Consider the following 21,984-nt stretch of genomic DNA (forward strand, 5'->3'; position numbering starts at 1 on the left):
GTGGTCCAGCGGCTCACCGGCAACCCACGTCATCACGGTCCAGTGCTTGGGGAAGCGCTCGGACGGTTCGCCGAACCGCACCGGGGTCGGCACCGTGAGCGGCAGGCGCGGGGCCAGCACGGGTAGCCACCGCCGCTCCTTGAGCTGGAGCTCCCCGGTGGGGTCCATGCGCTGCATGCGCACGGCCAACTCGTCCCCGAGACGCCACATCTGGTTGCCCCAACCGCCCACCACCTCGCGGATGGCCAGCCCCGCAAGGTCTGGATGTTGCTCCCGCAGCAACTCGCGGACCAGGTCCGCGGTGATCTCGAACTCGGTGTCGGTCATGCGGAATCACAGTACTGAGGCGGCAGGCGGAGCGAGAGGTGAAACTTGCCCACCTCGACAACCTCATTGCCCGGCGCTCGGCGGCGGTCCACCGGGGTACGCCGTCCTGATCCCCTCCCCACCGAGGGAGCACCTCGGTCAGTTCGATGGCTGAGGCAGAAGTTGGATCACACCCACCGAGGTGTCCTCGATCGGTGAGGCGTAGACGGCGCGGACCATCCAGCTGCCGGGCCCGAGCGGGACGGGGGCCTGCTCCGGCAGGCCTTCGCCGTTCGGGAACTCGACGCCCAGCTCGGCCCCGGCTGTCACGGAGTCAATGAGCACCGCCGGGCCGTCCGTTTCCCAGACGCCGCAGTCTTTCCACACGGTGGTGGGGTCGGCAAGCACCGCCTGGGCTGCGGCAATCAGATCGGCCTCGCAGTTGGCACCCAGCCAGCGAACGAACGCTCGGTGTTCCGGCAGATAGCAGCTGCTAGCGGGCTCATCCGCCAGGACAAGTCCGCGGGCGCCCTTCTCGCCGACAGCGACCGCTCCCGCCAGACCCTCCACCCCGCAGGCGCGGTCGTAGTCGTCCAGAACGTCCCCGTCGCCGATGACCATCCCCGACTCCGTGCAACCACGCCACTGGGCCAGCGCGGAAACGGGCACGGCTATCAGCGGGCCGCCCATCGAATCGACCCAGACAGGGAAAGGCTCGCGTGAACTGGCGGTGGTGGAGGAGAACGTCTTCACGACGCCAGTGTCCTCTCGACCACTGACAACGAGCTCTCGGCCCGGTCTCAGCACCAGGCCAGCGTGGCCCGGAGCCGACAGGCTCGATCAGCCGATCGGTGGTGCGAGGTATTCCAGTGCATAACCGTCGCCGGAGGGGGCTACGCGGGCGATGCCGGGTGAGTCGAGGTGGGCGCCGGCCACGAAGTGGTGTGGTCGAGTCAGTTGTTCGAGGAGGGCCGCTCGCGCGGCGCGGGCCTGGGACTGGTTGCCGTCGAGCTCCCAGGACACGTTCGGCTGATCGAATTGGAGCGTGGGTACGTGGACGGTGTCGCCCCAGGCGAGAAGGTGGCCGGTGCCGCTCCTGACGTCGTAGACGGTGTGACCGGGTGTGTGGCCCGGTGTCGGGATCGCGGTGATCCAGTCGTTGATCGCGACCTTCTCCGACACGGGTACGACCCGGCCGCGGATCGGCTCGAGCCGCCCCGTGAACACCGAGGTGTCGCCCGCGCCGATCCACACGCGCTCGAGTTTGGTGAACGCCTCTGAACCGTCCGGCGCGATCAGGCCGCTCACGTGGTCTTCGTGCTTGTGGGTGATGGCCACATCGGTGACATGCGCGCGGTCGATTCCCGCTTCGTCGAGCGCGTCGTAGATCAATCCCATGGTGGGGTCGTGCCAGGCGTTGGACGCGCCGGTGTCGATGAGAACCGACCGCGTGCCGTCGGTGACGAAGAAGGCGTTGACCGACAGCCGCAAGTTGTCGCCGGCCAGCGGGACGGCGGCGGGCAGCTCGTCGAGCGTGCGCCCATCCTGGTCGCGGAGCCGTGTCGGCGGCATGTCGATGTATCCGTCTCGCAACGAGATCACCTGCAGATCGCCGAATTCGAACGTGGCATGGAGCTGGCCACTTGAGATCAAACGCATGGAACCTCCGTCGTGGTGGGCGCGCATCGCGCGTCTCCGATAGAAGATCCTATCTTCTTTAGGAGAAACCCTACACTGTGGGCAGCGAGGTACCCAACGATCAAGGAGCACGGTGGTCGAGCAAGACGGAAACGCGGCCGAATCACAGCACGGTGACGACCTGGCCGGCGCGTTCGGCGGTAACGTGCGGCGACGCCGCGAGGAGGCGGGTCTGACGCTGGAGCAGCTGTCCACACAGTCGTCGGTCAGCCGGGCGATGCTGTCCAAGGTCGAACGCGGTGAGAAGAGCCCGACGATCGGCGTCGCGTCCAGGATCGCCCACGCGCTCGACGCGTCGCTCTCGGACCTGATCGGTGCGCCGGCTGCTGCCGCCTCTGGTGTGGCCATTGTCATGCGCAAGAACGATCGCCCCGTTTTCCGTGACCCGGAAACCGGCTTCGAGCGGCACATCGTGTCAGCGGCCCCGGGCGCGGGAGGAGCCGAGATGGTCGTCCACTATCTCCCCGCGCAGGTCTCCACCGGGCTGCTGCCCGCGTATCCGCCGGGCACGGAGAAACAGCTCGTGGTGCTCGAAGGCACCCTCACCGTCGCGATCGGCGGGATCAACGAGACCCTGAACACAGGCGACTCCCTGTTCTTCCAAGCCGACGCGGACCACGGCTTCGCCAACCGAACGAACGCTCCCTGCGAATACATCATGGTCATCTCACGTAGAACCTGATCGGCCGCAGCTTACGAGCGTGGACAAAGCTGGCTAGGGCATCGCCGTACTCACGGCATTCTTCGGGAAAGCCGACTTGCGAGCAGCTCCGCGACGTGTCGTTACCCATGCGGCTGACCGTCGGCGGCCAGGCACCGACTGACCCGGCACTGCTCGCCAACGGGCTTCCTTCTAGCCGACGCCGACCTGTTCAGGCTCTCTACTGCGTCAAAGCCGCGGACCAGGACCGTACCTGCTGGGCGAGAGCGGCCACATGCTCGGGAGGTGTGGTCTTGACGATTCCGTGTCCGAGATTGAACACGAACGGGCCACCACTGAGCGCGTTCAGGATGCGGTCTGTTTCCGCGTGGAGTGCGGGCCCGCCCGCGACCAGGAGCTGAGGGTCGAGGTTGCCCTGTACGCACCGGCCGAGTGCCTGCTGCACCTTCTGCGCGGCCCACTCCACAGGCACTGTCGAGTCGAGCCCGACGCAGTCCACGCCGGTCGCCTCGGCGAAGCCGTTGTAGGCGAGCCCCGCGCCACGTGGAAAGGCGATGATGGGAACACTCGGATGCTTCGCCTTCAGCGCCGCGACGATGGCGGCAACCGGCGTGACGCACCAACGCTGGAACAGCGGGTAGGGGAGTATTCCGGCCCAGCTCTCGAAGAGTTGGATCGCTTCGGCACCCGCCTGAATCTGACGGTCCAAGAACTCGATGGTGGCCGCCGTGAGCAGGTCGATCAGGGGTTGGAACCCCTCCGGATCGCTCAGCGCCCACTGCTTGACGACGGAGTGCTCTGAGCTGGCGCCGCCGCGCCCTTCGACCATGTAAGTCGCGACCGTCCACGGCGCACCGGCATAGCCGATCAACGTGACCTCGTCAGGCAACGCGCGAGTGAGTCGTCTGACGGTCTCATAGATCGGGGCCAGTTCTTCGTGCAAGCGGGACGCGCTCAAGAACTCGGTGATGTCCGAAGTCGAACGGATCGGGGGCGTGAGGACGGGGCCGTCACCGACCCGGTACTCCAAGGTCTGCCCCAACGCCGCCGCGATCTGGGGAAGATCCGCGAACAGGATCGCGGCGTCGAGCGTGAAGCGCCGGAGCGGTTGCAAGGTGACCTCGACCGCATGCTCGGGCGAATTGCACAGCCCCACCATTCCGCCCGCAGCCTCGCGGACGTCGTGGTACTCCGGCAGATAGCGTCCGGCCTGTCGCATGAGCCAGATCGGTGGTCGCTCGGTGCGCTCGCCCGCGAGCGCACGCAACAGCAGCTTCTTCGGCCTCGCCTCGCCCGGCACGCGATCGACGTCCGACTCTTCCCGCATATCGACGCCCACGCGCCTCCGTCCTGCCCAGATACGCGAGCCCCAACCGGCCCGATCAGCACACGCGCCCCTACAAGCGAAGGTGTGCGCTACCACCCTATCTACGCCCACTACCTAGATCTTCAGGGCTCAGGCGTTGCTTCCAGTCGGGCCAAAGCCCCGGCCCCTGAAGGGCCTCGCCCCGCTCCGACGCCCCACCCAGGCAGGCTCCGCCTGCACAGACCTTGCCGACCTTGACCGGCCCGGCATGGACGGCAGGTGCGAACTCACGATTGTGGGGCGTCGACCTGCCGAAGACATGTAGTCCAGGTCGTACTCTCCAAGGAAGCGTGGGACAGCCAGATGCCACACAGACCCCAGGCCATGGACGTTCGGGCGAGCAGAACGCGGCGATCGACTGCTACATCCGTCGACGGGGAACCGCGCATAAACGGCGACGCCAAGGATTCGATCCCTCCTCTGGAGGGCGGTGACATCCACGTGTCTCAGGTCGGCCCCTGCGACTTCCCGCACTCGTGCTCGTCCACGACTCCGGCTCATCGACCCATGCGTGGGACGCGCTGGTTCCACTGCTGACCGAGTTCTACCGGGGATTAGCAGACCGCCAACGAGTGGTTATGACCCATCGCTCTCAATCAGCAGGTCCACGTTCCACTTCTCGGGCAGTTCACTGCCGCAGAAGACGCAGACGAAGTCGCTCTCGCGCACGATGTTGTGCTCCTGGCACCCAGGACAGCGTCGGAACACCACTTCGTGCGTGAAACTGGACGGACGCCCGAGCCCTGCACAATCGAGAGCTTGGGCGACCGATGGCCAGGAGTTAACGTCCGGGCAGTACCCGGTTGAATGGTTGCTGACGTCGCCCACGACCCATCTGCCTGCCTCGCGGGTGAAGCTGATCTCGCCGGCGCTCAGGACCGATCGTCCGCCCGCACAGGCCACATGCTCGCTTCGTCGCGGCGCCAGCCGAAGCACGCCGTCCGCACCGACCACGAAGGTGAACGGCTCAACCAGCTCCGCCGCAGAACGCTCGGCGACCCAGCGGTCGAAATCAGCCGCCGAGCCGATCCGGCAGCCGCCGCTGCCAGGCCGGATCGCGGCCTTGAGATCGGCCGGTCCCACGTACCGATAGTTCCACCCCCGCATGCTCACCTGAGCCAACCTTCCGATACGCGCCCTAGACGTGGGTGAGTGCTCGGGTGGAGACATCGAGGATGTCGCCCAGAGCGGTGCGGGCCTGGGTGAGGTCGGCTATGCGGGCGTCCAGCTCGGCGTACTGGGTTCTGAGGTGGTCGAGAACGCAGGCCTGGAGTTCGCTGCCGTCGCCGACGAAGCAGGGCATGAGCTCGCGGATGACCTTGGTAGGCAGGCCGGCGGCGAGCAGGGTGCGGATGCGGGCGACGGTGGCGGGGGCCTCGGGGCCGTAATGGCGGTGGCCGCCTTCGCTGCGGTGGGAGGTGAGCAGCCCCTGGGCCTCGTAGTAGCGGAGGAGGCGTACGGCCACGCCTGTTTCGCGGGACAGAGCCCCGATCTTCATGTGACCCACCTCATAGTGCAGCGGCTTGAATCTGACACCGATGTCACATCCTAGCGTTGCTCACATGACAACGACTTCGACCGCACCAGCGCCCGTTTCGCTCTACGGATTCCTGACCCCCAAGCCCGGACATGCCGACGAGCTCAGGAAGCTCCTGATGGACCTCGTCGAGCCGTCTCGAGGGCACCAGGGCAGCCTTCAATACCACCTCCACGAGCAGCAGGACGGCCGATTCTTCCTCTATGAGGTCTGGCGTTCGCAGGAGGACCTTGACCGGCACAACGCGACCCCACTGCTGCGCGTCTTCATGGACGAACTGCCTGAGCACATCGAAGGAGCACCCGATGCCTACTTCGGCACGATGAGGAGTCCCTATCCGGCCATCGCGGCCTGACCAGGCTCGCAGAGTTTCTCACGGAGTCAGACTCGACCACCCATCGGGGCTGTGGGCGCTGACCGTGTTGGGCGCGTTGACGTGCCGGTCAGGTGGTGTTCATGGATGGGGGCGCCACGCATGGCCTCCTGCGTGGTCTTGATCAGAGCGTCCAGGGTCTGCCGGGTACGGGCGAGCTCGTCCGACTGGGCGTCGATGCGGTCGCGCTCCGCGGTGAGCTGGCGTAGTACCGCCGGAGGGCAGCGCTCCCCGGAGTCCTTGACGTGCGGCAGCAGCGCGGCGATGACCTTGCCGGTCATTCCGACGGCGAAGAACTGTTTGATCAAGAGCACACGGCACACAGCGTCCTCGCCGTAGTGGCGCTGCCCGCTCGCACTGCGCTGGCTGGCGAGCATGCCCTGCTCCTCGTAGTAGCGCAGGGAGCGCACACTGGCCCCGGTCCGCTGCGCGAGATCACCGATCCGCACGGTCACCTCCATCCCGGATTGCCTCTCGCACCGATGTCAGGTTTAGCGTAGCGGCGTGCCCCACGAGCCCCCTGGAGGTGGTTTCACGTTGCCCGCATGCCCCGGCGGCTTCGTCGCGGCACGCCAGACAGGCGAGACCTTCACTGGTTCTCCGCTGGAGGCCTCGGTGTGAACTCTAGAAGGTGCGCTCGGCGACCTTCACCCGCTGGCTCGCCTCCAACGCGGCGCGCAACTTGTCGGCCGGTAGCGGCGCGGCGGGGGCCTGGAGTATGAGCTCGACCGGCACGTCGGGGTCAGTGTGATCACGGCGCACAAGCCGCGGCCGGTGATCGACCGCGTCTTCCCCTTCGAAGAGGCACTCGACGCGGCGTCCCACCTGGCGACGGGTGCCCACTTCGGCAAGGTCGTCACCAGCCACTGACGCCGACGCGTCTACGGCCGGGGGCCCATCGTTTGGACTTGCGCGCTGAAACCGATCGGTTTACGGTGATGGAAACCGGTCGGTTTCTCGCTATGGAGGCGAGTCCGAAAACGAAACCCACCAGGGGGAGCGATGGCTACCAGGCGCGACGCCGAGCGGCAACCGCCGGATCCGAAGCTGCCGCCGAAGCTGGCAGGGCACCCGTCGGTGCAGGCCGTACTCGCCCGGCGCAGGGCTGGTGACGTCGCGAGCCCGCCGGCGGTGATCGACGCGGCCTGGCTGCGCGAGCTGTGCCTGGCGGCCGGTGCGGACGACGCGGCCGCGGTCAGCCTGGATCACCCCAACCTGGCCGGCGAGCGCGAGCACGCGCTGGCCGCGTTGCCCGGCACCCGTGCCCTGATCGCGATGGTGTTCCGGATGAACCGCGACAACTGCCGCTCCCCGGCCCGCAGCGTGGCCAACCAGGAGTTCCACCAGACCGACGAGCAGGCCAACCACGCCGCCCGCAATGTCACCCGAGCACTGCAGGACGCCGGCTATCGCGCGCTCAATCCGTCGGTCGGCTTCCCTCAGGAGATGGGCCGCTACCCTGGCCGGATCTGGGTGGTGGCGCACAAGACCGTCGCGGTGGCCGCGGGGCTCGGCGTGATGGGCCTGCACCGCAACGTCATCCACCCGAAGTTCGGCGACTTCGTGCTGCTGGCCACCGTCCTGGTGGACGCCCAGGTGAGCGGGTACGGGCAGGCGCTGGAGTACAACCCGTGCATCGACTGCAAGTTGTGCGTCGCCGCCTGCCCGGTCGGCGCCATCGGCAAAGACGGAGACTTCGACTTCTTCGCCTGCACCACGCATAACTACCGTGAGTTCATGAGCGGGTTCACCGACTGGGCGCAGACCGTGGCCGACAGCCAGGACGCCGCCGACTACCGCTCCCGGGTCACCGATTCCGAGAGCGCCTCGATGTGGCAGAGCCTGACCTCTCCCCCCGGCTACAAGTCCGGCTACTGCCTGGCCGTCTGCCCCGGCGGCGAGGACGTCCTGGGCCCGTACCTTGAGGACCGCAAGACCTTCATGGACACCGTGCTGCGGCCGCTCCAGGACAAGGAGGAAACCCTCTACGTCCTGCCGGGTTCGCACGCGCAGGAATACGCCCAGCGCCGCTTCCCCCACAAGCCCGTCAAAGAAGTCACCGGCGGCTGGCAGCCTCCGACGCGACGCCCCGCATCCTCCTGATCCGGTGCGCTCCCGGCTGCGGTCATCGCCGCTGGGGTACATGTCACGGTGCTCAGAGTGATGCCGAGCGGACCGGACGCGGGACAGTGATACTTCCGCTCAGCTCTTTGGGATGCCCGACCACGGCCTAAGGGGCAGCCCTAGGTGGTCAGTCGGGCGCATCAGTGGAATCGCACCGCGTTGAGGCTCACTTCCCAGCTCCGTTCGGCGGCCTCGGGTCGAGGGCGTAGGGGGCCACACCGCTGACGCTTCCGGCCTGATAGGCCTGTTCGTCCTGCGATCTCCCGGCCTCGTTGCAGTCCTCGAAATACCGGCCGCCGACGCCTTGGAGGAGAGGGGAGGCGGCGAGCAGTGCTCAACCCTGGCTGGTCTCGGCTTCGGCGGACAGCTCGGCCCACTCCTGCCAGGTCTTGAGCCGCTCGGCGTAGACCTGCGGGACGACATGGTGCGGCAAGGAGCCGAAGAAGACCCGCGGCGGGGGATTGTCGGCGTCGACGACCTTCAGCAGCGCCGTGCCGACGCCGGCCGGGTCGGGACTGGGCATGGTTGCGAAGCCGGCGTTGACCGCCTCCCGTACGCCGTCGTAGGCGGCCAGCGGCTGGGACCAGGCGGAGGACGTGGCGAAGCCGGTGCCGAACAGGCCGAAGCCCGCGTTGTTGACGACGGCGTCCAGGCGCCCGAAGTGCTCGTGGGCCTGCTTGACGGCCTCGGTCGCGGCGGGCCTTGTCCGTGACGTCCAGGGCCAGCGGAAGGACCGCGTCGCCATGCGCTGCGATCAGGTCGGGCCAGGGAATCGGCATTGCGGGCGGTCGCCGCGACCTTGTCGCCGCGCGACAGTGGCACGCGACAGGCCCGGCACCAAGGAGGAGGTCGTCCTCGACAAGATGGGGGAGGTCGGCCACCAGGTCGCCGCAGCGCTCAACGCCCGCCCCGCAGGCGAGCGGCCGTGGGATTCGCTGCGCCGCGCCTTCGACGTGGTCGCCCAGACCGATCCCGACGAGCCCGAGCGGGCCCTGAGCTTGATGCGGCTCCTCAGCGACGCCTGGGCCGCCAGTGACGGGACAACCCCGCTGTCCGGGCTCCTCGATCAGGCGATGGGCGCACTCGGCGAACTGAGCGGATAGGGCCGGCCCCCGCCGAGAGGAAGTCTGGAAAGACTGTCGTCCCGAGGTGGGGGACATCCTCAAACCGGACGGGGCCGTTGCGCGTCGTCCTCTTGGGGGCGGGCGGGGTGCACATGGTCAGGCTCGGTGACGGTCTTTCTCCGGAGCTGCCACTGAGTCCTCTGCGCGGACTTCAGGTGTCTGCTCGGCTATGCGCCGCGGCGTCGGGTATCACCTGAAAACGCGCTTGTAAACCGATCGGTTTTCATTTCGTCGGAACCGCGTTATCCTCGCGGTATGACCATCGAGGCGAAGCCGAGTTCCCGAGAGCGGCTGTTGGAGGCGGCGGCGACGCTCACTTATCGAGACGGTGTCGGCATCGGCGTCGAGGCGCTGTGCAAGGCGGCGGGGGTGTCGAAGCGCTCCATGTACCAGCTGTTCGAGAGTAAGGACGAACTGCTGGCGGCGAGCTTGGAGCAGGGTTCCTCTGCCTTCGTGGCGAAGCTCCTGCCCGCGGTGGGCGATGGCCGTTCGCCCCGTGAGCGGATCCTGCACGTCTTCGAGCAGGTGGAGGCGCAGGCGGGTGCGCCCGAGTTCCGAGGTTGCCGGTACCTGGCGGTGCAGATCGAGCTCAAGGACCAGAGCCACCCTGCGAGCCGGGTGGCGCACCGGGTCAAGGCGAACCTGATGGCCTTTTTCCGTGCCGAGGCCGAACAGGGTGGGGCGAGTGACCCGGATCTGCTGGCCCGGCAGCTCAGCGTGGTCTTCGACGGCGCCAGCGCTCGCGCGGGGATCGGAGCCGACAACCTGACGGGGCTCATCGCGCCCACCGTGGTTACCCTGCTCGATGCGGCAGGCATGCGCTGACACGTCGCCTTTTCGAGATGGCACTGATGTGCGATACGAGGGGATGGCACCTGGCAGCCGGAGCGGCTCCCGCGATCTGGCCATCGCCTGCATCTCGGCGGCTGCCGCGAACCTGAACGAAGCGTTACGCGGCCGGGGTCAGCTTCCCGTTTGAGCTTGCACGTGGAAACCGATCGGTTTACGATGAGGGAAACCGATCGGTTTTCTCGCTGAGCCAGGGAGTCCAGGATGGCGACGCCCCGGCCATCGTCGCCAAGGTGATCGTCGAGGCGGCGACCGACCCGAAGCTGCGCTACACCGCCGGTTCCATGGCCGGACGCGCCGGCACGCTGCGCCGCATCGCTCCTGCCCGAGTCTTCGACAAGCAGATCCGCAAGCTCAACCAGCTGGCCGGCTGAGGCCCGCCCGTCCTAAGGAGTCGGCGATATGCCCAGTCAAGAGGCGCGCCCCACGATCCTCATTCCGGGGACCACCAGCCACACCATCGCCCCGCGCGGAGGGCGCCACGGCCATGAGGGGGCGCTGCGTTATCTCAAAGCGGGCACGGGCGCTCCCCTGGTCCTGCTGCACACCGTGCGAACGCAGGCCGAGCACTTCCGCGTCCTCATCCCTTTGATCTCCGGCCAGTACACCGTGTACGCCCTCGATCTCCCGGGGATGGGCTACTCCGAGATCGTGCCTGGTGCGTCGTACCAGGAGCCGGCGATGCGCGCGGGCGTCGAACGGCTCCTCACCGAACTCGACCTCCATGACGTGACATTGGTCGGGGAGTCCATGGGGGCGGTGCTCGCCCTGACGGCCGCGGCCGATCTGCCGGAGCGGGTACGGCGCGTCGTCGCGGTGAATACCTACGACTTCCGCGGCGGAATCGCCCGATCCAGTCTCCTCGCCCGTGTGGTGGTCGGCGGTGTTCTCGCTCCGGGAGTGGGCCCGGTGGTCGCCGGGGTGGAGCCCAAGCCCGTCCTCCGCAGGGTTCTGCAGGGCGGCCTGGTGGACAAGAGCGCGTTGCGGGCGGACTACGTGGACGAACTCCTGCAGGTAGGCGGCCGGCCCGGCTACCCGACCGTTGCCCGGGCTGTGTACCAGAGCCTGCCCAGTCTCATTGCTGCCCGTGCGCGCTACTCCGCGGTCAAGGCTCCCATTCACCTCCTCTACGGGGACAAGGACTGGTCCCGGCGGTCGGACCGGGAGGCTAACAAGAAGCTGCTGCCTGCCGCCGAATTCACGCAGGTGCCGGGAGCGGGCCACTTCATCGCACTGGAGAGGCCGGAGGTCGTGGCCGACCTGCTGGCCTCGGTGGCTTGAGTTATCGCAGCGAAGCGGCACTCGTGGGCCTGCAGGAGTTCCTGGAATTCGACTCCATCAGTCAGGCACCAGCCATCACGACTCCGACGATGATCGTCCACTTACCGGTGGTCGCGGCGGTGTGCTCACTGATCCTGACCTCATTGGTTCAGTTTTGACACTCACGTGGTGATGGTTTGGCTCACCTGCGTTTGCAAGAGGAAACCGATCGGTTTATGGTGGTGGAAACCGATCGGTTTCTCATTGTGGTGGCAAATCGTGACAGCGCCTCCAATGGCTTGGAAGCTCCGTACGCGCAGCTGAAGAAGTAGCACGCGCTCTCGCCGATTCAAAGATTCAACGATTCAACGATTCAAAGGGAATGCTCGTGGAAAATACGCTCATCCACCGTTTCGTCGAAGTGAACGGAGTCAGACTGCACATCGCCGAGCAGGGGCAGGGGCCGCTGGTCCTGCTGCTGCACGGCTGGCCGGAGAGCTGGTACTCCTGGCGTCACCAGTTCGGGGCGCTGGCAGCGGCCGGATACCGGGTCGTCGCCCCCGACCAGCGCGGCTATGCCCGCAGTGAGCAGCCGCCGGACGTCTCCTCGTACACCCTGCTTCACCTCGTCGGCGACGTGATCGCCCTGATCGAGGAGTTGGGGGAGGAGCAGGCGGTCGTCGTGGGTCACGACTGGGGCGCACCCGTCGCCTGGACCGCGGCGATGCTGCGCCCGGACAAGGTCCGCGCGGTGGCCGGGCTCAGCATTCCGCCGATTCTGCCCGGCGGGATGGTCCCGCCCTCGATCACCCGCACCCAGTACGGCGAGGGCTTCTACCAGATCTACTTCCAGCAGCCGGGAGTCGCCGACGCGGAGTTCGCCAAGGACATCCCAGAGTCCTTTCGCCGCCTCCTGGTCGGCGCCTCAGGCGACAACCCGCTCGGCAGGGAGCCCCGCCCGCTGGTCATACCCGACGGGCTGGGCCTCCTGGACACCATGCCGGCCTCGCCCGCTCTCCCGGTCTGGCTGACGGAGGAGGACATCCAGGCGTACGCCGAGGACTTCGCCCTGCACGGGGAGCAGGCCTTCACCGGAGCCTTCAACTGGTACCGGAACATCGAACGCAACCACGAACTGCTCGCGCCTTTCCGGGGGCGTGGGATCGACGTCCCCGCGCTGTACGTGGTGGGAGACCGTGACATGGTCACCTCACTGCGCGGCCCCGACGGGAGCGACTCGCTGAGCGATCTTCTGCGTGGCCAGGGCGGGCCGGGCAACCCGCTGAGTGCCCTCGCGCCTCAACTGCACGGCCCGGTGGTGCTGCCGGGTTGCGGCCATTGGACGCAGCAGGAGCGTCCCGCCGAGGTCAACGCCGCACTCCTCGATTTCCTCGCCCGCATCGACGGCTCGGCGCCCCGATGACACCGCTGAACAGCTGACCCGACCCAACCCGACAAAGGACACACCGATGCCAGAACGCAATCCCATCCTGATCACCGGAGCCGCCGGCCAAATCGGTGCTGTGAGCCGAACGATCGTCGAGATGCTGCTTGACCAAGGGCACCCGGTGCGCGCGTTCGTGCGACAGGACGACGAACGCGCGCACGCACTCCGCCAGGCCGGGGCAGAGGTCTTCGTCGGAGACCTGCTCAGCATCGCCGACGTGACCGCCGCGCTGAAAGGCTGCCGACGCATCTACTTCAGCATGAGCCTGTCGCCGTACTACACCGACGCCGTCAGCCTGATGGCCGCGGCGGCGCGGGCCCAGGGCGACATCGAGGTCTTCGTCAACATTTCCGAGTTCGAGCAGTCGTTCATGACGTTCGACGAAATGATCGCACCGGTGGAAGAGCGGCGGGCCTGGCTCGGCGGACTCGTCGCGGACTGGTCGCCGCAGCAGCGGGCCCACTGGATCGCGGAGCGGGTGCTGGAGTGGTCCGGCCTCCCGACTGTCAACATCCGGGGGGCTATGTTCGTCGAGAACCCCCTGATGACCTGGCTGGCGCTGGAGCCGCTGAGCAAGGGCGAACTGCGCCTGCCCTTCGGCCACCACCGGCTCGCGCCCATCGCGGGTTATGACGTGGCGGAGGTATGCGCGAAGATCCTGGCCGACCCGGCACCGCACATCTCCAAGTCCTACGAGCTCAACGGTCCGGAACTGAAGGACATGCACGGGTTCGCAGAGGACTTCGCGGCCGTGCTGGGACGCCCGGTCACCTACATTCCCGAAGATGTCGAAACCTGGAACGAGGCCTACGTGGACACCGCCCTGGCCGAGCATCCGCACACCGCGGAGCACATGAAGACCCTGACCCGGCTGATCGGCGGTGGAGGGTACCGCGGCGTCACCGACCAGTTGGAGACCCTGCTCGGGCGCCCGCCGAAGACCGTGCGGTGGGCGCTGGAGAATCATCCGCGCATCCGGAAAATGGCGACTGCCTGAGCCGCCTAGCGTCCACGACCATCTCGAGTGCCTGCGGAGCGATGAGGACTTCACCGCCTGGCATCCGCGCAATGGTCCGCCTGGTCCGGCGCAGGGCGCAACCGGCCACGGTGCGCGTGCTGCAGTCCCCGCTCCATCTGTCCGATCGGCGGCAATGTCCATACCCGAGCTCATACCGCTGGTCATCCTGCGCGGCAGCGGCGACAGCACCCGCGACCTCGGCGGCGAGGCCGCCCGACATGGCATAAGTACTCTCGCCCATGCCGTCGGCGGCGGGGTGCGATCGACGGTCGAGTGCCCACACCCGTACGGGACGCATCGCCGCGCCCCACAGTGACGGCAACTGGCCGACGTCCAGCTCGGTGAGCTGAACGCCGAACCAGCGACGCATCTGTCGCTCGCGATACGATCATGTCAAGCTGCGGCTGGGATATCCCAGGCACGCTCGTCGGAGGCGAACGGCAAGGTATCCGGTGATGAGGCTCATGACTGCTCACGATGTGGCCCGGCTGCTGCCTGATGTCCCGGTACTTCGCGATCTGTGCCGGTCCATGGCGGTGCTGGAGGCCATCCTGAGCCCGGAATGGTCCAGCCGCTACCACTCCTTCGACGCGGGCTGGAGTCCTGGGGAGGAGATGGCCTCGATGCGCAACGGCTCGGGAGACGCGTACTCCATTGTCTTCTCCGCGGCGGGTGCGTACATCCGCGGCTTCGACCACGAGTCAGCGATGAGCCCATACAGCAACGACGGGCCGTGGCCGGGGGTGCTCGACTCCGTCCCCGAGGTCTTCCGCCCTTGTGTGGAGGAGCCGGCCTTCTGCGACGAGGACGGAATGCCGGTCGTGACCGCCTGCCTATGGCGTGAGGTCGGCGATGGTCGCTGGCGAGTGGGTGAGATTGACTACCCGGACGGTGTGAGCGATCCCGATGGTGCGGCGGGTTTGTTCGCACGGCTCGTCGATCCGTCTCCGGAGGCGTTCCGGCGGTTCGCGGAGGACTACTACGAGGTGCCCGTGGATCTCGATGCGGTGCGGCACGTCTATGCCCTCCGTCCGCTGACGCCGGCGGTGGTCACCGCGCTGAACGCTGATCTTGCCGTGGAGGATCTCGCCGAGGACCTTGCGGCAGCCCGGTATCCATCCGTTGCCGGCTGACAAGCTGAAGGACGACGGGGCCGCGAAGACATCTGATCGGCTAAGGGGTCCGAACACGAGAAACCCCCCTCACGCAACGGCCCTAGGGCGTGTTTCCTGGATCTTGAACTGGCTGTCCTGTAAGTCCTGATGTGTGCTGGATGGGCTGCGCGCTGGGTGCGATGAGATCGAGGGCAAGGACTGGACGGTGTCAGCCGACTCGACCGTCGCCCGCGCCCATCAGCACGCCGCTGGGGCCGCCCACGAACCGGCCCGCGACGATCCCACAGGGGGCGGGATCGAATGACAAGAATCCGGCCACGGGCAAGGGCCGCGAGGGACTGGGACGCTCGCGGGGCGGTTTGACCACCAAGATTCACCTGGTCGCCGACCGGCGGTGCCGGCCGGTCACCCGGCTGACCAGCCCGGGTCAGCACGGCGACTCGCCACGGTTCATTCCGCTGATGGAGTCCATCCGCATCCCGCGCCGCGGGGCGCGGCCGTCCCCGCAAGCGGCCTGGCCGCGCGATGGGCGACAAGGCGTACTCCTCCAAGGTCAATCGTGCCCACCTGCGCAGACATGGTATTCAGGCGGTCATCCCCGTCAAAGAGGACCAGAAGGCCAATCGGCTCAAGCGTGGCTCGGCCGGAGGCCGCCCGCCCAACTTCGACGCCGAGCGGTACAAGGAGCGCAACACCGTCGAGCGCTGCTTCAACAAGCTGCGGCAGTTCCGGGCGGTGGCCACGCGCTTCGATAAGCGCGAACGCATCTACCAGGGAACCATCGACGTCGCGTCCATCAAGATCTGGCTCCGCGACCCGGTTCGGCGATCAAGAACATAACCTGAACCGCATGAGTGTGTGCCCCGGGTGCCGCCTTGAACTGCCCGACGAACGACGGACGAGCAACGAAACCCGATACAACGCCTCGCCCGAGTGCTTGCGGCTTTCTGGCGAGGTCGCCGCGTTCAACCATGCCCATCCCGCCCGGCTCGCCATCTGGCACCAAACTTGTGTGGACGCCTACGGCGCCCAACACGTCAGCGCAGGCACCAAACCGATCGCCGTGGCGTTCGCGCTGAACGGCCTCTACCTGGTCTTTGAACGCGGATTCACCGGTCTGCAAGCTCGCAACGCCCACGGCTACCTGGCCAACACCGTCCCGTCTTGGCCCCGCTTCACCCCGCCAGACAACGTCGGCAAGGTCACGGTCTTCGACGTCACTATGGCCTCCTCCGTGGGCGAGCACATCGACCTGGTCCAAACCTGGGGCCGCAGCGTATGGGCCGCCTGGAGCCACGTCCACAACGAGATCGCCACCATGACCGACGCCCAGCTCGGTTCCTGGCACCCACACTCCTGATCCGAGCAGATCCTGCACAGAGCCGAATCCAGCCACCGTCAACTCCGGGAAACACGCCCTAGCGTGCCCACTGTCACGGAGTCCCGGTCGAGATCAGGGGTTGTCGAGAAACGGTGACATCACGCGCGCGGGCCGGTGATATTCGCGACGAAATATCGCAGCCATGACCAACAGCGCGCGGGACCATCGCGTCCCTCAACGAGCACTCGCCTCCTGCCTAGTGCGGGGAGGGCGATGACATGGGCTCGGATTCCGTACGTGGTGTCGAGCGGCGGCGGCTGCTCGGATGGGGCGGGCTGGCTGCCGGTGCGATGGCGGCCGGCACGCTGTTAGACGCCGGGCTCGGCACCGCCCCCGCCGCCGCGTCCGAGCCGTCCGAGCAGGACCGGATCCCGCCGGACACCCGGCCCGGCGGGGCCTACGACCGGTACGTGGCGAAGCTGGCCGCCGAGGACAAGTTCTCCGGAGTGGTACTCCTGTCGCACCGGGGCCGGACGGTGCTGTCGCGCAGCTACGGCATGGCCGACAAGGAGAAGGGGATCGGTAACCACGAAGGTGTCGCGTTCAACCTCTACGGCGGACCGTTCGTCAGCCTGTCCATTGTGCAACTGGCGCAGCGGGGCAAGCTGAAACTGTGGGACACGGTGGGCACCTACCTGACCGGTTTCGCCAAGGAGATCGCTGAGCAGGTGCGCATCCACCACCTACTCATGGGCACCTCCGGGTTGTCCTTTCCGGAGCACGACTACAAACGCGTCTTCCGCAGTAAGGAGGAGCAGCACGAGTACTACCAGCAGTACACCCGGCAGGCGAAGCTGGTGGCCGCCCCCGGCGCGGGTTCGGAGAAACCCGGCTGGGGCGCGGATGTCACTGTGCAGATCGTCGAGGCGGTGACCGGCATGACGTTCTGGGACTACGTGCGTGAGCACATCTTCGGGCGCTGCGGCATGGCCGGCTCGGCGTACTACACCAGGCCGCAGTGGCTGGCCGACGAGCACATCGCGCACTCGTACATGAAACAGGCCGACGGCAGCTGGGTGGACGCCGTCCGCAATCTGGACAAGGACAGCCCGAGCCCGGGTCTGGCGGGCCGGAACAATGCCCGCAACTTCGTCCCGGAGGGCGGGTTCGTCACCGCACCGGACCTGATCCGGTTCGCGGAAGCGTTGTACGACGGCACCGTGCTCGACCCGGCCTGGGCCGACGTGTTCACCTCGGTCAAGGCCCCCAACTTCCGAGGCTCCCCGGGGTTCAGCACCTACGGGCCGACAGCCCACATCGTCGAAGGCCAGTGGGAGCTCTCGCGCAGCGGCGTCCACCCCGGCAGCTCCACCCACTGGAGCATCTACCCGGACGCCGGATGGGTCGGCGTCGTCCTCAGCAACTACGACGACATACCGCTGCAGGAGATCACCGGACAGCAGACGCGGGCCATCATCGGGGCTTCACCCGGCGGCGGTGGTGGCGGCTGACGCGCGGCCATGGCATAGCCGACCTGAAGAAAGAGGCGCGGGCTGGGAAATCCGCTGGCTCGGGACGGGTGGATTCCCCGGCCTGGCAACCAGATCGCCCGACGAATCATCGCCTCCGGCGGCGGCAGCGGCGATCCTCATGCTCGGCGCCGACCCGGCGAGCCATGGCTGATCGCCACGGTGCCCGTGGTCGGCTACCGCATGGACGTGACCGATGGCGACACGGCCAGGAGGTGGGGCGGAAGCGGCGAAGCCGCAGGCTGTTGGTGACGACGAAGATATGCGCCCGCCAAGAACTGGTCCGCGTCGAGACCTCGCTTCCGCCCGGCAGCGAGATCGAGCAGAACCGCACCGGTTGCGGATCCAGACCGGAGCGGCCACTCAAGCCGCAGTGGCACGTCGACGCGGATCGTCCGACCGCCGGTGATCCGGAATCGGCGGGCTGGCTTCCGCCTCGTGACTTCGACACATCCGGAGGCTACCGGCAGCTGAGGGAGCCCGCCCGTTCCAAGCCCGACCCTCGGGCTCCTGGGCGGCGGTGCGCAGCAGTGGGACACAGGCGGTGTAGAAGGCCTCGACATCGGCCGCGGCGGCGATGACCAGGTCCTCGATCTGCCGTTTGCCGATCACGTTCCCGCACCGGTCGATGATCGCGGCATGCGCGGCATCGACCGCCATACGTAACCCCGCGCTACGGACCAGCATCCGCTGCTTCATCTGGGCGAAGCTCCGCTGACAAAGCGTCCGCCCTTTCCGACGGATCAGAAGGTTGAGGTTTCGAGTACCTCCGGCCGCACACAGCATCAAGGTCCGTTACCAGGGAAAACCTGGAACGGGCCTTTGTGTTTGTCCTGGCAATATCTGGATCTTGCTGACACCGCTGCTAACAAGGGGTGCTCACTCGTTGATCGCCTGGGCGAAGATGTCCGCCGCCGACGCTTCCGCTGCGCGGATCACGTGGGCATAGACCCGGAGAGTGATCTCGACCCCACCGACTTGGCTGCCCCCCGGGAGAGCCGGGGACGCGTCGTGTCGCCGGCCTGCGAAGGGAGGAGGTCGCAGCCGGGGCGGCGATCAGCCAGGACTAGTACATCCGCATCAAGCAGGGACGCCTGACATCCGCGGAGCCGGTCCTCGAAGCCATCGCTCACACGCTGCGTCTCACCCCGGATCAGGGCATCTACGTCGAGAGACTCGCGCAGTTGGTGCCGGTCGAGGCTGGCGTGGGTGTCGAGCAGGCGGGCGCGGTCGTAGCTGAGGCGGGCGACGGCCGGTGTGCGGGCAGATGTCGCCGGCCGCCGGCCGACGCGCCGGGACAGGGCGCCGCTCGGACAGGGCGCCGCTCGGACAGGAACAGCGGGCCTGGCGAGGGTGACATGCCCGCCGCGCAGTGCCGCGATTTTCGGCGCGGCGCTCATGCCGGCCCGCTGCCCCGGCTGGGGGCAGCGGAACCTGGAATGGTCGCCGCGGTCGGGCTACTACAAGTGCAGCGAGTGCGGCCACACATGGCTGAGGAAGAGGCAATGGAGTTTGGTGAGCGAGGAGACGGGAGCGTGATCGAGGACGCCGACGGGCCGTGGGCGCTAGCCGGACCCGGGCATCGCAGTCCGGCTAGCCCTGGCTGGCTTGTGTCCTACCTCCAGTGCAGTATGGCCTCACCGGTATAGGTGTGGGTGCCGGACGGTTCGAAGAAGGTGGCCTGGTACGTGAAGGGCTGCCCGATCCTCAAGCCTTTACTTTCGTAGTCGTAGACTCCGATGCTGGTCTCCCAGGTTCCCTGAGGGCTGCAATCGTCGTCGATTTTGGCTGACCACGTCCCCTCGTAGACGAAACCTACGATTCTCCCTTCGGGTTTCTCGCAGGTGCCGCGCCAGCGCAGGCCGATGTCCTTGGGGGAGGGCATTGTCAGGGCTCCTACGAAGGAGAAGGTGTCTTGCGCGGCGGCCTGCGCGGTGCGGGCTTGGGCGGGTGACACTGTGCCGACGAGCGCGCCGATCGCTACAGTGGCCACTGCCGTGGCGGCCAGGCGTGCGAGGTGCTTCATAGCGGTCGTGCCTTTCTGCTTGGCTGGGCGAATTGGTCGAGGGCGTGCTCGGCTTGGGGCAGGTCGCTCTTAGGTGCTGGCCGGGGCGATCGCAACAGCCTCGCCCGCATCCTCGGCAACCTGCAGCACGTCGCCGGCGACGGCATCGTCCCAGCTCGCCTTGAGCCAAGGAGAACGGGGGCCGTGACGGCGGTGCCTGGTCCGGCTTTCCGGTGCGGGCTCCTCGCGATCAGGCCAGAGTGTCCTTGACCTTGATCTGGCCGCTGTCGATCACGAACTTCTGGTTGTTGTGGTTCATGCACTGCCACAGGCGGACATCGGTGCCGTTGGTGCGGTTGGGGGCGTCGATGCACATGGGGGTCCCGGCCTGGGCCGCAGGCCCAGCGATCTGCCGGGCGGAGGCCGCGGTCGGCTGGGCGAGGAGTCCGCTGATGGCGGTGGCGAGGACGGCTGCGGACAGCAGACGGGGGAAAAGCAGCATGGGTGTTCCTCCGGGAAGTGGATCAAACCAAGAACACCATGCCGTCACTTAGAGTAGTAATGTAATTACTTTTAGTTGATATTCGCCTCACTCAAGAGATGGGGGGAGTGACGCCATCCCTGGAGGGATGGCGGCTGGGCGCGCCGCTCGACGGCCCCGTCCAGATTCGCCTGGAGGGCCCGCACTAGCGGAGACCAGGGATCGCGACGGCCTGGTGGCCCTGGCGGTCGTCGTGGCCGTCCCCGCGCCTGCCACGGCATCCGCCTCCCCGGCGGCACATGGACGAGTGCTGGCCGGCACATGCAGCTCGAGCAGCCGATGTCGCGCCGCGCGGCGGCGCGGCTATGGCGACGAAGATGCCGACCAGGACCGCCGTGATCGCGTAGCTTCCAGGATCGTGGGCGCCGACGACTCTACCCAGACACCACCGAGGCGCTCTCGGAGTCGATGAACCCACTCCGCGGGGAACCTGCGGGGGCCGTCTGAGGCGCGGCATACGATGATCCGCGTAGGCGCCTGAGAGGCACGCAGCCGTACAGCAGTCCGTACAGCAACCTCGTCTCACTCGACCACATACCGCCGCTCCACCATCACCGCCTGGACGGGGCGGTATCTCGTTGACAAGGGCTCTGCCCTACCCTGCGGATCAGAGGGTTGGTTTGGAGTAATCGCCGGACGCTCTCAACCGTTTGAATGTGAGGCGCGTCCAACGCATTGAACGAAGTCGCGCTGTCCGAGTCACTGGGGCATCTCCTTGATTCCTCGCGGGATCCAGCGGAGGGGGGAGTAGGCATGGGGATCTTCAAGCAGGACACGAACGACGCCTTGGCGGCCAGTGCCCGAAACGCCGCAGCTGAGGGACGTACGGTGTTCACGGCTCAGATCATCGGAGCGGCCCGTACGATTCGCCGGCTGCCTGGCCGGGAGCCCGCAGGCGGCGCTCGACAAGGTCGCGGCCTACCTGCGCGACGCGGACCGGGACGCGCTGCCGCTGGCCGAGCGGGCCTTCCGGCTGGCCGGTGGCGGACGCGACGTCCCCACCATGAAGATCTTCACTGACCACACGCGGCTGGCGCCCGCCGTACAGGATGAACTGAGCGCGCTCATCAGCAGACTGGTCGTCTGCATGGAAACCATGGCCGCCTACCAGCGCGGTCAGGGACGCGGGCGTGAACACGCGCAGGCGCTCCACCACCTGCGCAACGCCTGGTACCTCGACCACGCCGCCCGCGACTTCACCGGCCGGGGACTCGCGGTGGGCTCGGCGTGCATGGACGCCGCCGGAGCCGACACCGTTCTGCGGCTGCTGGAGGGCGGCGAGAAGGTGGTGGTCGCCACGCACAACACGCACATCCGCAAGACGGCCATCGAGCACGAGGGCGACTTCGGGCTGCTCCCCCAGGGCTACCATCTGGCCCAGGCGCTCGGCGACGACTACGTGTCCATCGCCGCCACCAGCGTCGCCGGCCGTACCGCGACCGGGCAGGTGGCGCCCGAGCACCCCCTCGGCATCGAGACCTTCGACACCGAATTGCCCCCGCTCACCGACGACTGCGTCGAAACCGCCTTCGACACCGGCGCTGCCTTGGCCATCGCCGATCTGCGCGGTGAGGATCCGGACAGGTACCGGCGGATCAGGATGCTCGACTACTTCATGGACCTCCCGGTCGCCCAGGCCTTCGACGCGGTCGCCTGCGTCCCCGAAACCCGCAGCGTCTCCGGGATCGAGCCGAGGCGATGACCGGCGAC

Annotated in this window: 27 protein-coding genes and 1 pseudogene; 17 read left to right on the plus strand and 11 right to left on the minus strand. The window is 67.3% G+C overall.

Going from position 1 to position 21,984, the window contains the following annotated elements; translation table 11 throughout:
- From ACIBO2_RS29080 to ACIBO2_RS29090, 3 genes are all read right to left on the minus strand, one after another.
- Positions 1 to 327 (minus strand): phosphotransferase (locus tag ACIBO2_RS29080; protein WP_397300845.1); only part of this gene is annotated, 327 nt, incomplete at its 3' end.
- A 138-nt stretch (positions 328 to 465) separates the two neighbouring features.
- Positions 466 to 1,059 carry an Imm21 family immunity protein gene (locus ACIBO2_RS29085; RefSeq protein WP_358552905.1) on the minus strand — a complete coding sequence of 198 codons (594 nt, stop codon included), beginning with the start codon at positions 1,057 to 1,059 and terminating at the stop codon, positions 466 to 468.
- Between the two features lie 87 nt (positions 1,060 to 1,146).
- A complete protein-coding gene (locus tag ACIBO2_RS29090) occupies positions 1,147 to 1,965 on the minus strand; it encodes an MBL fold metallo-hydrolase (protein WP_358552903.1) in 819 nt (272 codons plus the stop codon).
- A gap of 112 nt (positions 1,966 to 2,077) precedes the next feature.
- Here ACIBO2_RS29090 and ACIBO2_RS29095 point away from each other — a divergent pair, with 112 nt between their 5' ends.
- Positions 2,078 to 2,686, plus strand: a complete 609-nt coding sequence (locus ACIBO2_RS29095) for an XRE family transcriptional regulator (protein ID WP_358552901.1) — start codon at positions 2,078 to 2,080, stop codon at positions 2,684 to 2,686.
- A gap of 199 nt (positions 2,687 to 2,885) precedes the next feature.
- On the opposite strand, the gene hemE is transcribed toward ACIBO2_RS29095, so the two are convergent.
- From hemE to ACIBO2_RS29110, 3 genes are all read right to left on the minus strand, one after another.
- Positions 2,886 to 4,088: a uroporphyrinogen decarboxylase gene (hemE, locus tag ACIBO2_RS29100; RefSeq protein WP_358552899.1), complete on the minus strand. Its 1,203-nt coding sequence runs from the start codon at positions 4,086 to 4,088 to the stop codon at positions 2,886 to 2,888.
- A 519-nt stretch (positions 4,089 to 4,607) separates the two neighbouring features.
- Positions 4,608 to 5,114, minus strand: coding sequence for a hypothetical protein (locus ACIBO2_RS29105; protein WP_358552897.1), 507 nt, complete (start codon positions 5,112 to 5,114; stop codon positions 4,608 to 4,610).
- Between the two features lie 55 nt (positions 5,115 to 5,169).
- Positions 5,170 to 5,529 (minus strand): MerR family transcriptional regulator, encoded by a 360-nt coding sequence (locus ACIBO2_RS29110; protein ID WP_397300851.1) that lies wholly within the window; start codon positions 5,527 to 5,529, stop codon positions 5,170 to 5,172.
- Positions 5,530 to 5,593: 64 nt separating this feature from the next.
- Between ACIBO2_RS29110 and ACIBO2_RS29115 the strand changes: the two genes are divergently transcribed.
- A complete protein-coding gene (locus ACIBO2_RS29115; protein ID WP_397300854.1) occupies positions 5,594 to 5,923 on the plus strand; it encodes a putative quinol monooxygenase in 330 nt (109 codons plus the stop codon).
- 26 nt (positions 5,924 to 5,949) lie between these two features.
- Here ACIBO2_RS29115 and ACIBO2_RS29120 read toward each other — a convergent pair whose 3' ends face one another.
- Entirely contained in the window at positions 5,950 to 6,390 is a 441-nt protein-coding gene (locus tag ACIBO2_RS29120) for a MerR family transcriptional regulator (RefSeq protein WP_397300857.1), read from the minus strand.
- A 298-nt stretch (positions 6,391 to 6,688) separates the two neighbouring features.
- Between ACIBO2_RS29120 and ACIBO2_RS29125 the strand changes: the two genes are divergently transcribed.
- Together ACIBO2_RS29125 and ACIBO2_RS29130 are read left to right on the plus strand one after the other, a co-directional pair.
- Positions 6,689 to 6,811, plus strand: a complete 123-nt coding sequence (locus ACIBO2_RS29125) for a zinc-binding dehydrogenase (protein WP_397300860.1) — start codon at positions 6,689 to 6,691, stop codon at positions 6,809 to 6,811.
- A 132-nt stretch (positions 6,812 to 6,943) separates the two neighbouring features.
- Positions 6,944 to 8,044, plus strand: coding sequence for a 4Fe-4S binding protein (locus tag ACIBO2_RS29130; RefSeq protein WP_397300862.1), 1,101 nt, complete (start codon positions 6,944 to 6,946; stop codon positions 8,042 to 8,044).
- A 355-nt stretch (positions 8,045 to 8,399) separates the two neighbouring features.
- Here the strand turns inward: ACIBO2_RS29130 and ACIBO2_RS29135 are convergent, their stop codons facing one another.
- The gene (locus ACIBO2_RS29135; protein WP_397300864.1) at positions 8,400 to 8,810 is read right to left on the minus strand and encodes a hypothetical protein; all 411 of its coding nucleotides are present in this window, start codon (positions 8,808 to 8,810) and stop codon (positions 8,400 to 8,402) included.
- 70 nt (positions 8,811 to 8,880) lie between these two features.
- Here ACIBO2_RS29135 and ACIBO2_RS29140 point away from each other — a divergent pair, with 70 nt between their 5' ends.
- From ACIBO2_RS29140 to ACIBO2_RS29195, 12 genes and pseudogenes are all read left to right on the plus strand, one after another.
- A complete protein-coding gene (locus ACIBO2_RS29140; RefSeq protein WP_358552883.1) occupies positions 8,881 to 9,168 on the plus strand; it encodes a hypothetical protein in 288 nt (95 codons plus the stop codon).
- A gap of 276 nt (positions 9,169 to 9,444) precedes the next feature.
- Positions 9,445 to 10,014, plus strand: a complete 570-nt coding sequence (locus ACIBO2_RS29145) for a TetR/AcrR family transcriptional regulator (protein ID WP_397300867.1) — start codon at positions 9,445 to 9,447, stop codon at positions 10,012 to 10,014.
- Between the two features lie 257 nt (positions 10,015 to 10,271).
- Entirely contained in the window at positions 10,272 to 10,412 is a 141-nt protein-coding gene (locus ACIBO2_RS29150) for a hypothetical protein (RefSeq protein ID WP_358552879.1), read from the plus strand.
- 28 nt (positions 10,413 to 10,440) lie between these two features.
- Positions 10,441 to 11,319, plus strand: a complete 879-nt coding sequence (locus ACIBO2_RS29155) for an alpha/beta fold hydrolase (RefSeq protein WP_397300870.1) — start codon at positions 10,441 to 10,443, stop codon at positions 11,317 to 11,319.
- Positions 11,316 to 11,477: a hypothetical protein gene (locus ACIBO2_RS29160; RefSeq protein ID WP_358552877.1), complete on the plus strand. Its 162-nt coding sequence runs from the start codon at positions 11,316 to 11,318 to the stop codon at positions 11,475 to 11,477. Before ACIBO2_RS29155 ends, ACIBO2_RS29160 begins: the two co-directional genes overlap by 4 nt.
- Before the next feature lie 209 nt (positions 11,478 to 11,686).
- On the plus strand, positions 11,687 to 12,721 hold the full coding sequence (locus ACIBO2_RS29165; protein ID WP_397300874.1) for an alpha/beta fold hydrolase: 1,035 nt from the start codon (positions 11,687 to 11,689) through the stop codon (positions 12,719 to 12,721).
- A gap of 46 nt (positions 12,722 to 12,767) precedes the next feature.
- Positions 12,768 to 13,742: an NmrA family NAD(P)-binding protein gene (locus ACIBO2_RS29170; protein ID WP_397300877.1), complete on the plus strand. Its 975-nt coding sequence runs from the start codon at positions 12,768 to 12,770 to the stop codon at positions 13,740 to 13,742.
- 551 nt (positions 13,743 to 14,293) lie between these two features.
- A complete protein-coding gene (locus ACIBO2_RS29175) occupies positions 14,294 to 14,896 on the plus strand; it encodes a hypothetical protein (RefSeq protein WP_358552871.1) in 603 nt (200 codons plus the stop codon).
- Between the two features lie 133 nt (positions 14,897 to 15,029).
- Positions 15,030 to 15,182, plus strand: a complete 153-nt coding sequence (locus ACIBO2_RS29180; protein ID WP_358552913.1) for a hypothetical protein — start codon at positions 15,030 to 15,032, stop codon at positions 15,180 to 15,182.
- Between the two features lie 212 nt (positions 15,183 to 15,394).
- Positions 15,395 to 15,718 (plus strand): annotated as a pseudogene (locus ACIBO2_RS29185) (transposase); the annotation flags it as partial.
- A 10-nt stretch (positions 15,719 to 15,728) separates the two neighbouring features.
- On the plus strand, positions 15,729 to 16,238 hold the full coding sequence (locus ACIBO2_RS29190; RefSeq protein ID WP_357619408.1) for a DUF5946 family protein: 510 nt from the start codon (positions 15,729 to 15,731) through the stop codon (positions 16,236 to 16,238).
- Between the two features lie 239 nt (positions 16,239 to 16,477).
- On the plus strand, positions 16,478 to 17,710 hold the full coding sequence (locus tag ACIBO2_RS29195) for a serine hydrolase domain-containing protein (protein ID WP_397300881.1): 1,233 nt from the start codon (positions 16,478 to 16,480) through the stop codon (positions 17,708 to 17,710).
- 381 nt (positions 17,711 to 18,091) lie between these two features.
- On the opposite strand, the gene ACIBO2_RS29200 is transcribed toward ACIBO2_RS29195, so the two are convergent.
- From ACIBO2_RS29200 to ACIBO2_RS29210, 3 genes are all read right to left on the minus strand, one after another.
- A complete protein-coding gene (locus ACIBO2_RS29200) occupies positions 18,092 to 18,427 on the minus strand; it encodes a hypothetical protein (RefSeq protein WP_358552867.1) in 336 nt (111 codons plus the stop codon).
- A 916-nt stretch (positions 18,428 to 19,343) separates the two neighbouring features.
- Positions 19,344 to 19,754: a hypothetical protein gene (locus tag ACIBO2_RS29205; RefSeq protein ID WP_358552865.1), complete on the minus strand. Its 411-nt coding sequence runs from the start codon at positions 19,752 to 19,754 to the stop codon at positions 19,344 to 19,346.
- 229 nt (positions 19,755 to 19,983) lie between these two features.
- Entirely contained in the window at positions 19,984 to 20,235 is a 252-nt protein-coding gene (locus ACIBO2_RS29210) for a hypothetical protein (RefSeq protein ID WP_397300885.1), read from the minus strand.
- Between the two features lie 835 nt (positions 20,236 to 21,070).
- Here ACIBO2_RS29210 and ACIBO2_RS29215 point away from each other — a divergent pair.
- A complete protein-coding gene (locus ACIBO2_RS29215) occupies positions 21,071 to 21,976 on the plus strand; it encodes an erythromycin esterase family protein (protein ID WP_397300888.1) in 906 nt (301 codons plus the stop codon).
- Positions 21,977 to 21,984: the final 8 nt, after the last annotated feature.

Source organism: Nonomuraea sp. NPDC050022, from assembly GCF_044460705.1.
GTDB lineage: Bacteria > Actinomycetota > Actinomycetes > Streptosporangiales > Streptosporangiaceae > Nonomuraea.

Excerpts from the sequence above, each read along its gene's own strand:
- ACIBO2_RS29135 (WP_397300864.1), bottom strand. The coding sequence starts at position 8,810 with ATGGCGACGCGGTCCTTCCGCTGGCCCTGGACGTCACGGACAAGGCCC.
- ACIBO2_RS29205 (WP_358552865.1), bottom strand. The coding sequence starts at position 19,754 with ATGAAGCACCTCGCACGCCTGGCCGCCACGGCAGTGGCCACTGTAGCG.
- ACIBO2_RS29155 (WP_397300870.1), top strand. The coding sequence starts at position 10,441 with ATGCCCAGTCAAGAGGCGCGCCCCACGATCCTCATTCCGGGGACCACC.
- ACIBO2_RS29190 (WP_357619408.1), top strand. The coding sequence starts at position 15,729 with ATGAGTGTGTGCCCCGGGTGCCGCCTTGAACTGCCCGACGAACGACGG.
- ACIBO2_RS29195 (WP_397300881.1), top strand. The coding sequence starts at position 16,478 with ATGGGCTCGGATTCCGTACGTGGTGTCGAGCGGCGGCGGCTGCTCGGA.
- ACIBO2_RS29170 (WP_397300877.1), top strand. The coding sequence starts at position 12,768 with ATGCCAGAACGCAATCCCATCCTGATCACCGGAGCCGCCGGCCAAATC.
- ACIBO2_RS29130 (WP_397300862.1), top strand. The coding sequence starts at position 6,944 with ATGGCTACCAGGCGCGACGCCGAGCGGCAACCGCCGGATCCGAAGCTG.
- ACIBO2_RS29110 (WP_397300851.1), bottom strand. The coding sequence starts at position 5,529 with ATGAAGATCGGGGCTCTGTCCCGCGAAACAGGCGTGGCCGTACGCCTC.
- ACIBO2_RS29090 (WP_358552903.1), bottom strand. The coding sequence starts at position 1,965 with ATGCGTTTGATCTCAAGTGGCCAGCTCCATGCCACGTTCGAATTCGGC.
- ACIBO2_RS29210 (WP_397300885.1), bottom strand. The coding sequence starts at position 20,235 with ATGCTGCTTTTCCCCCGTCTGCTGTCCGCAGCCGTCCTCGCCACCGCC.
- ACIBO2_RS29175 (WP_358552871.1), top strand. The coding sequence starts at position 14,294 with ATGGCGGTGCTGGAGGCCATCCTGAGCCCGGAATGGTCCAGCCGCTAC.
- ACIBO2_RS29115 (WP_397300854.1), top strand. The coding sequence starts at position 5,594 with ATGACAACGACTTCGACCGCACCAGCGCCCGTTTCGCTCTACGGATTC.
- ACIBO2_RS29145 (WP_397300867.1), top strand. The coding sequence starts at position 9,445 with ATGACCATCGAGGCGAAGCCGAGTTCCCGAGAGCGGCTGTTGGAGGCG.
- ACIBO2_RS29200 (WP_358552867.1), bottom strand. The coding sequence starts at position 18,427 with ATGAAGCAGCGGATGCTGGTCCGTAGCGCGGGGTTACGTATGGCGGTC.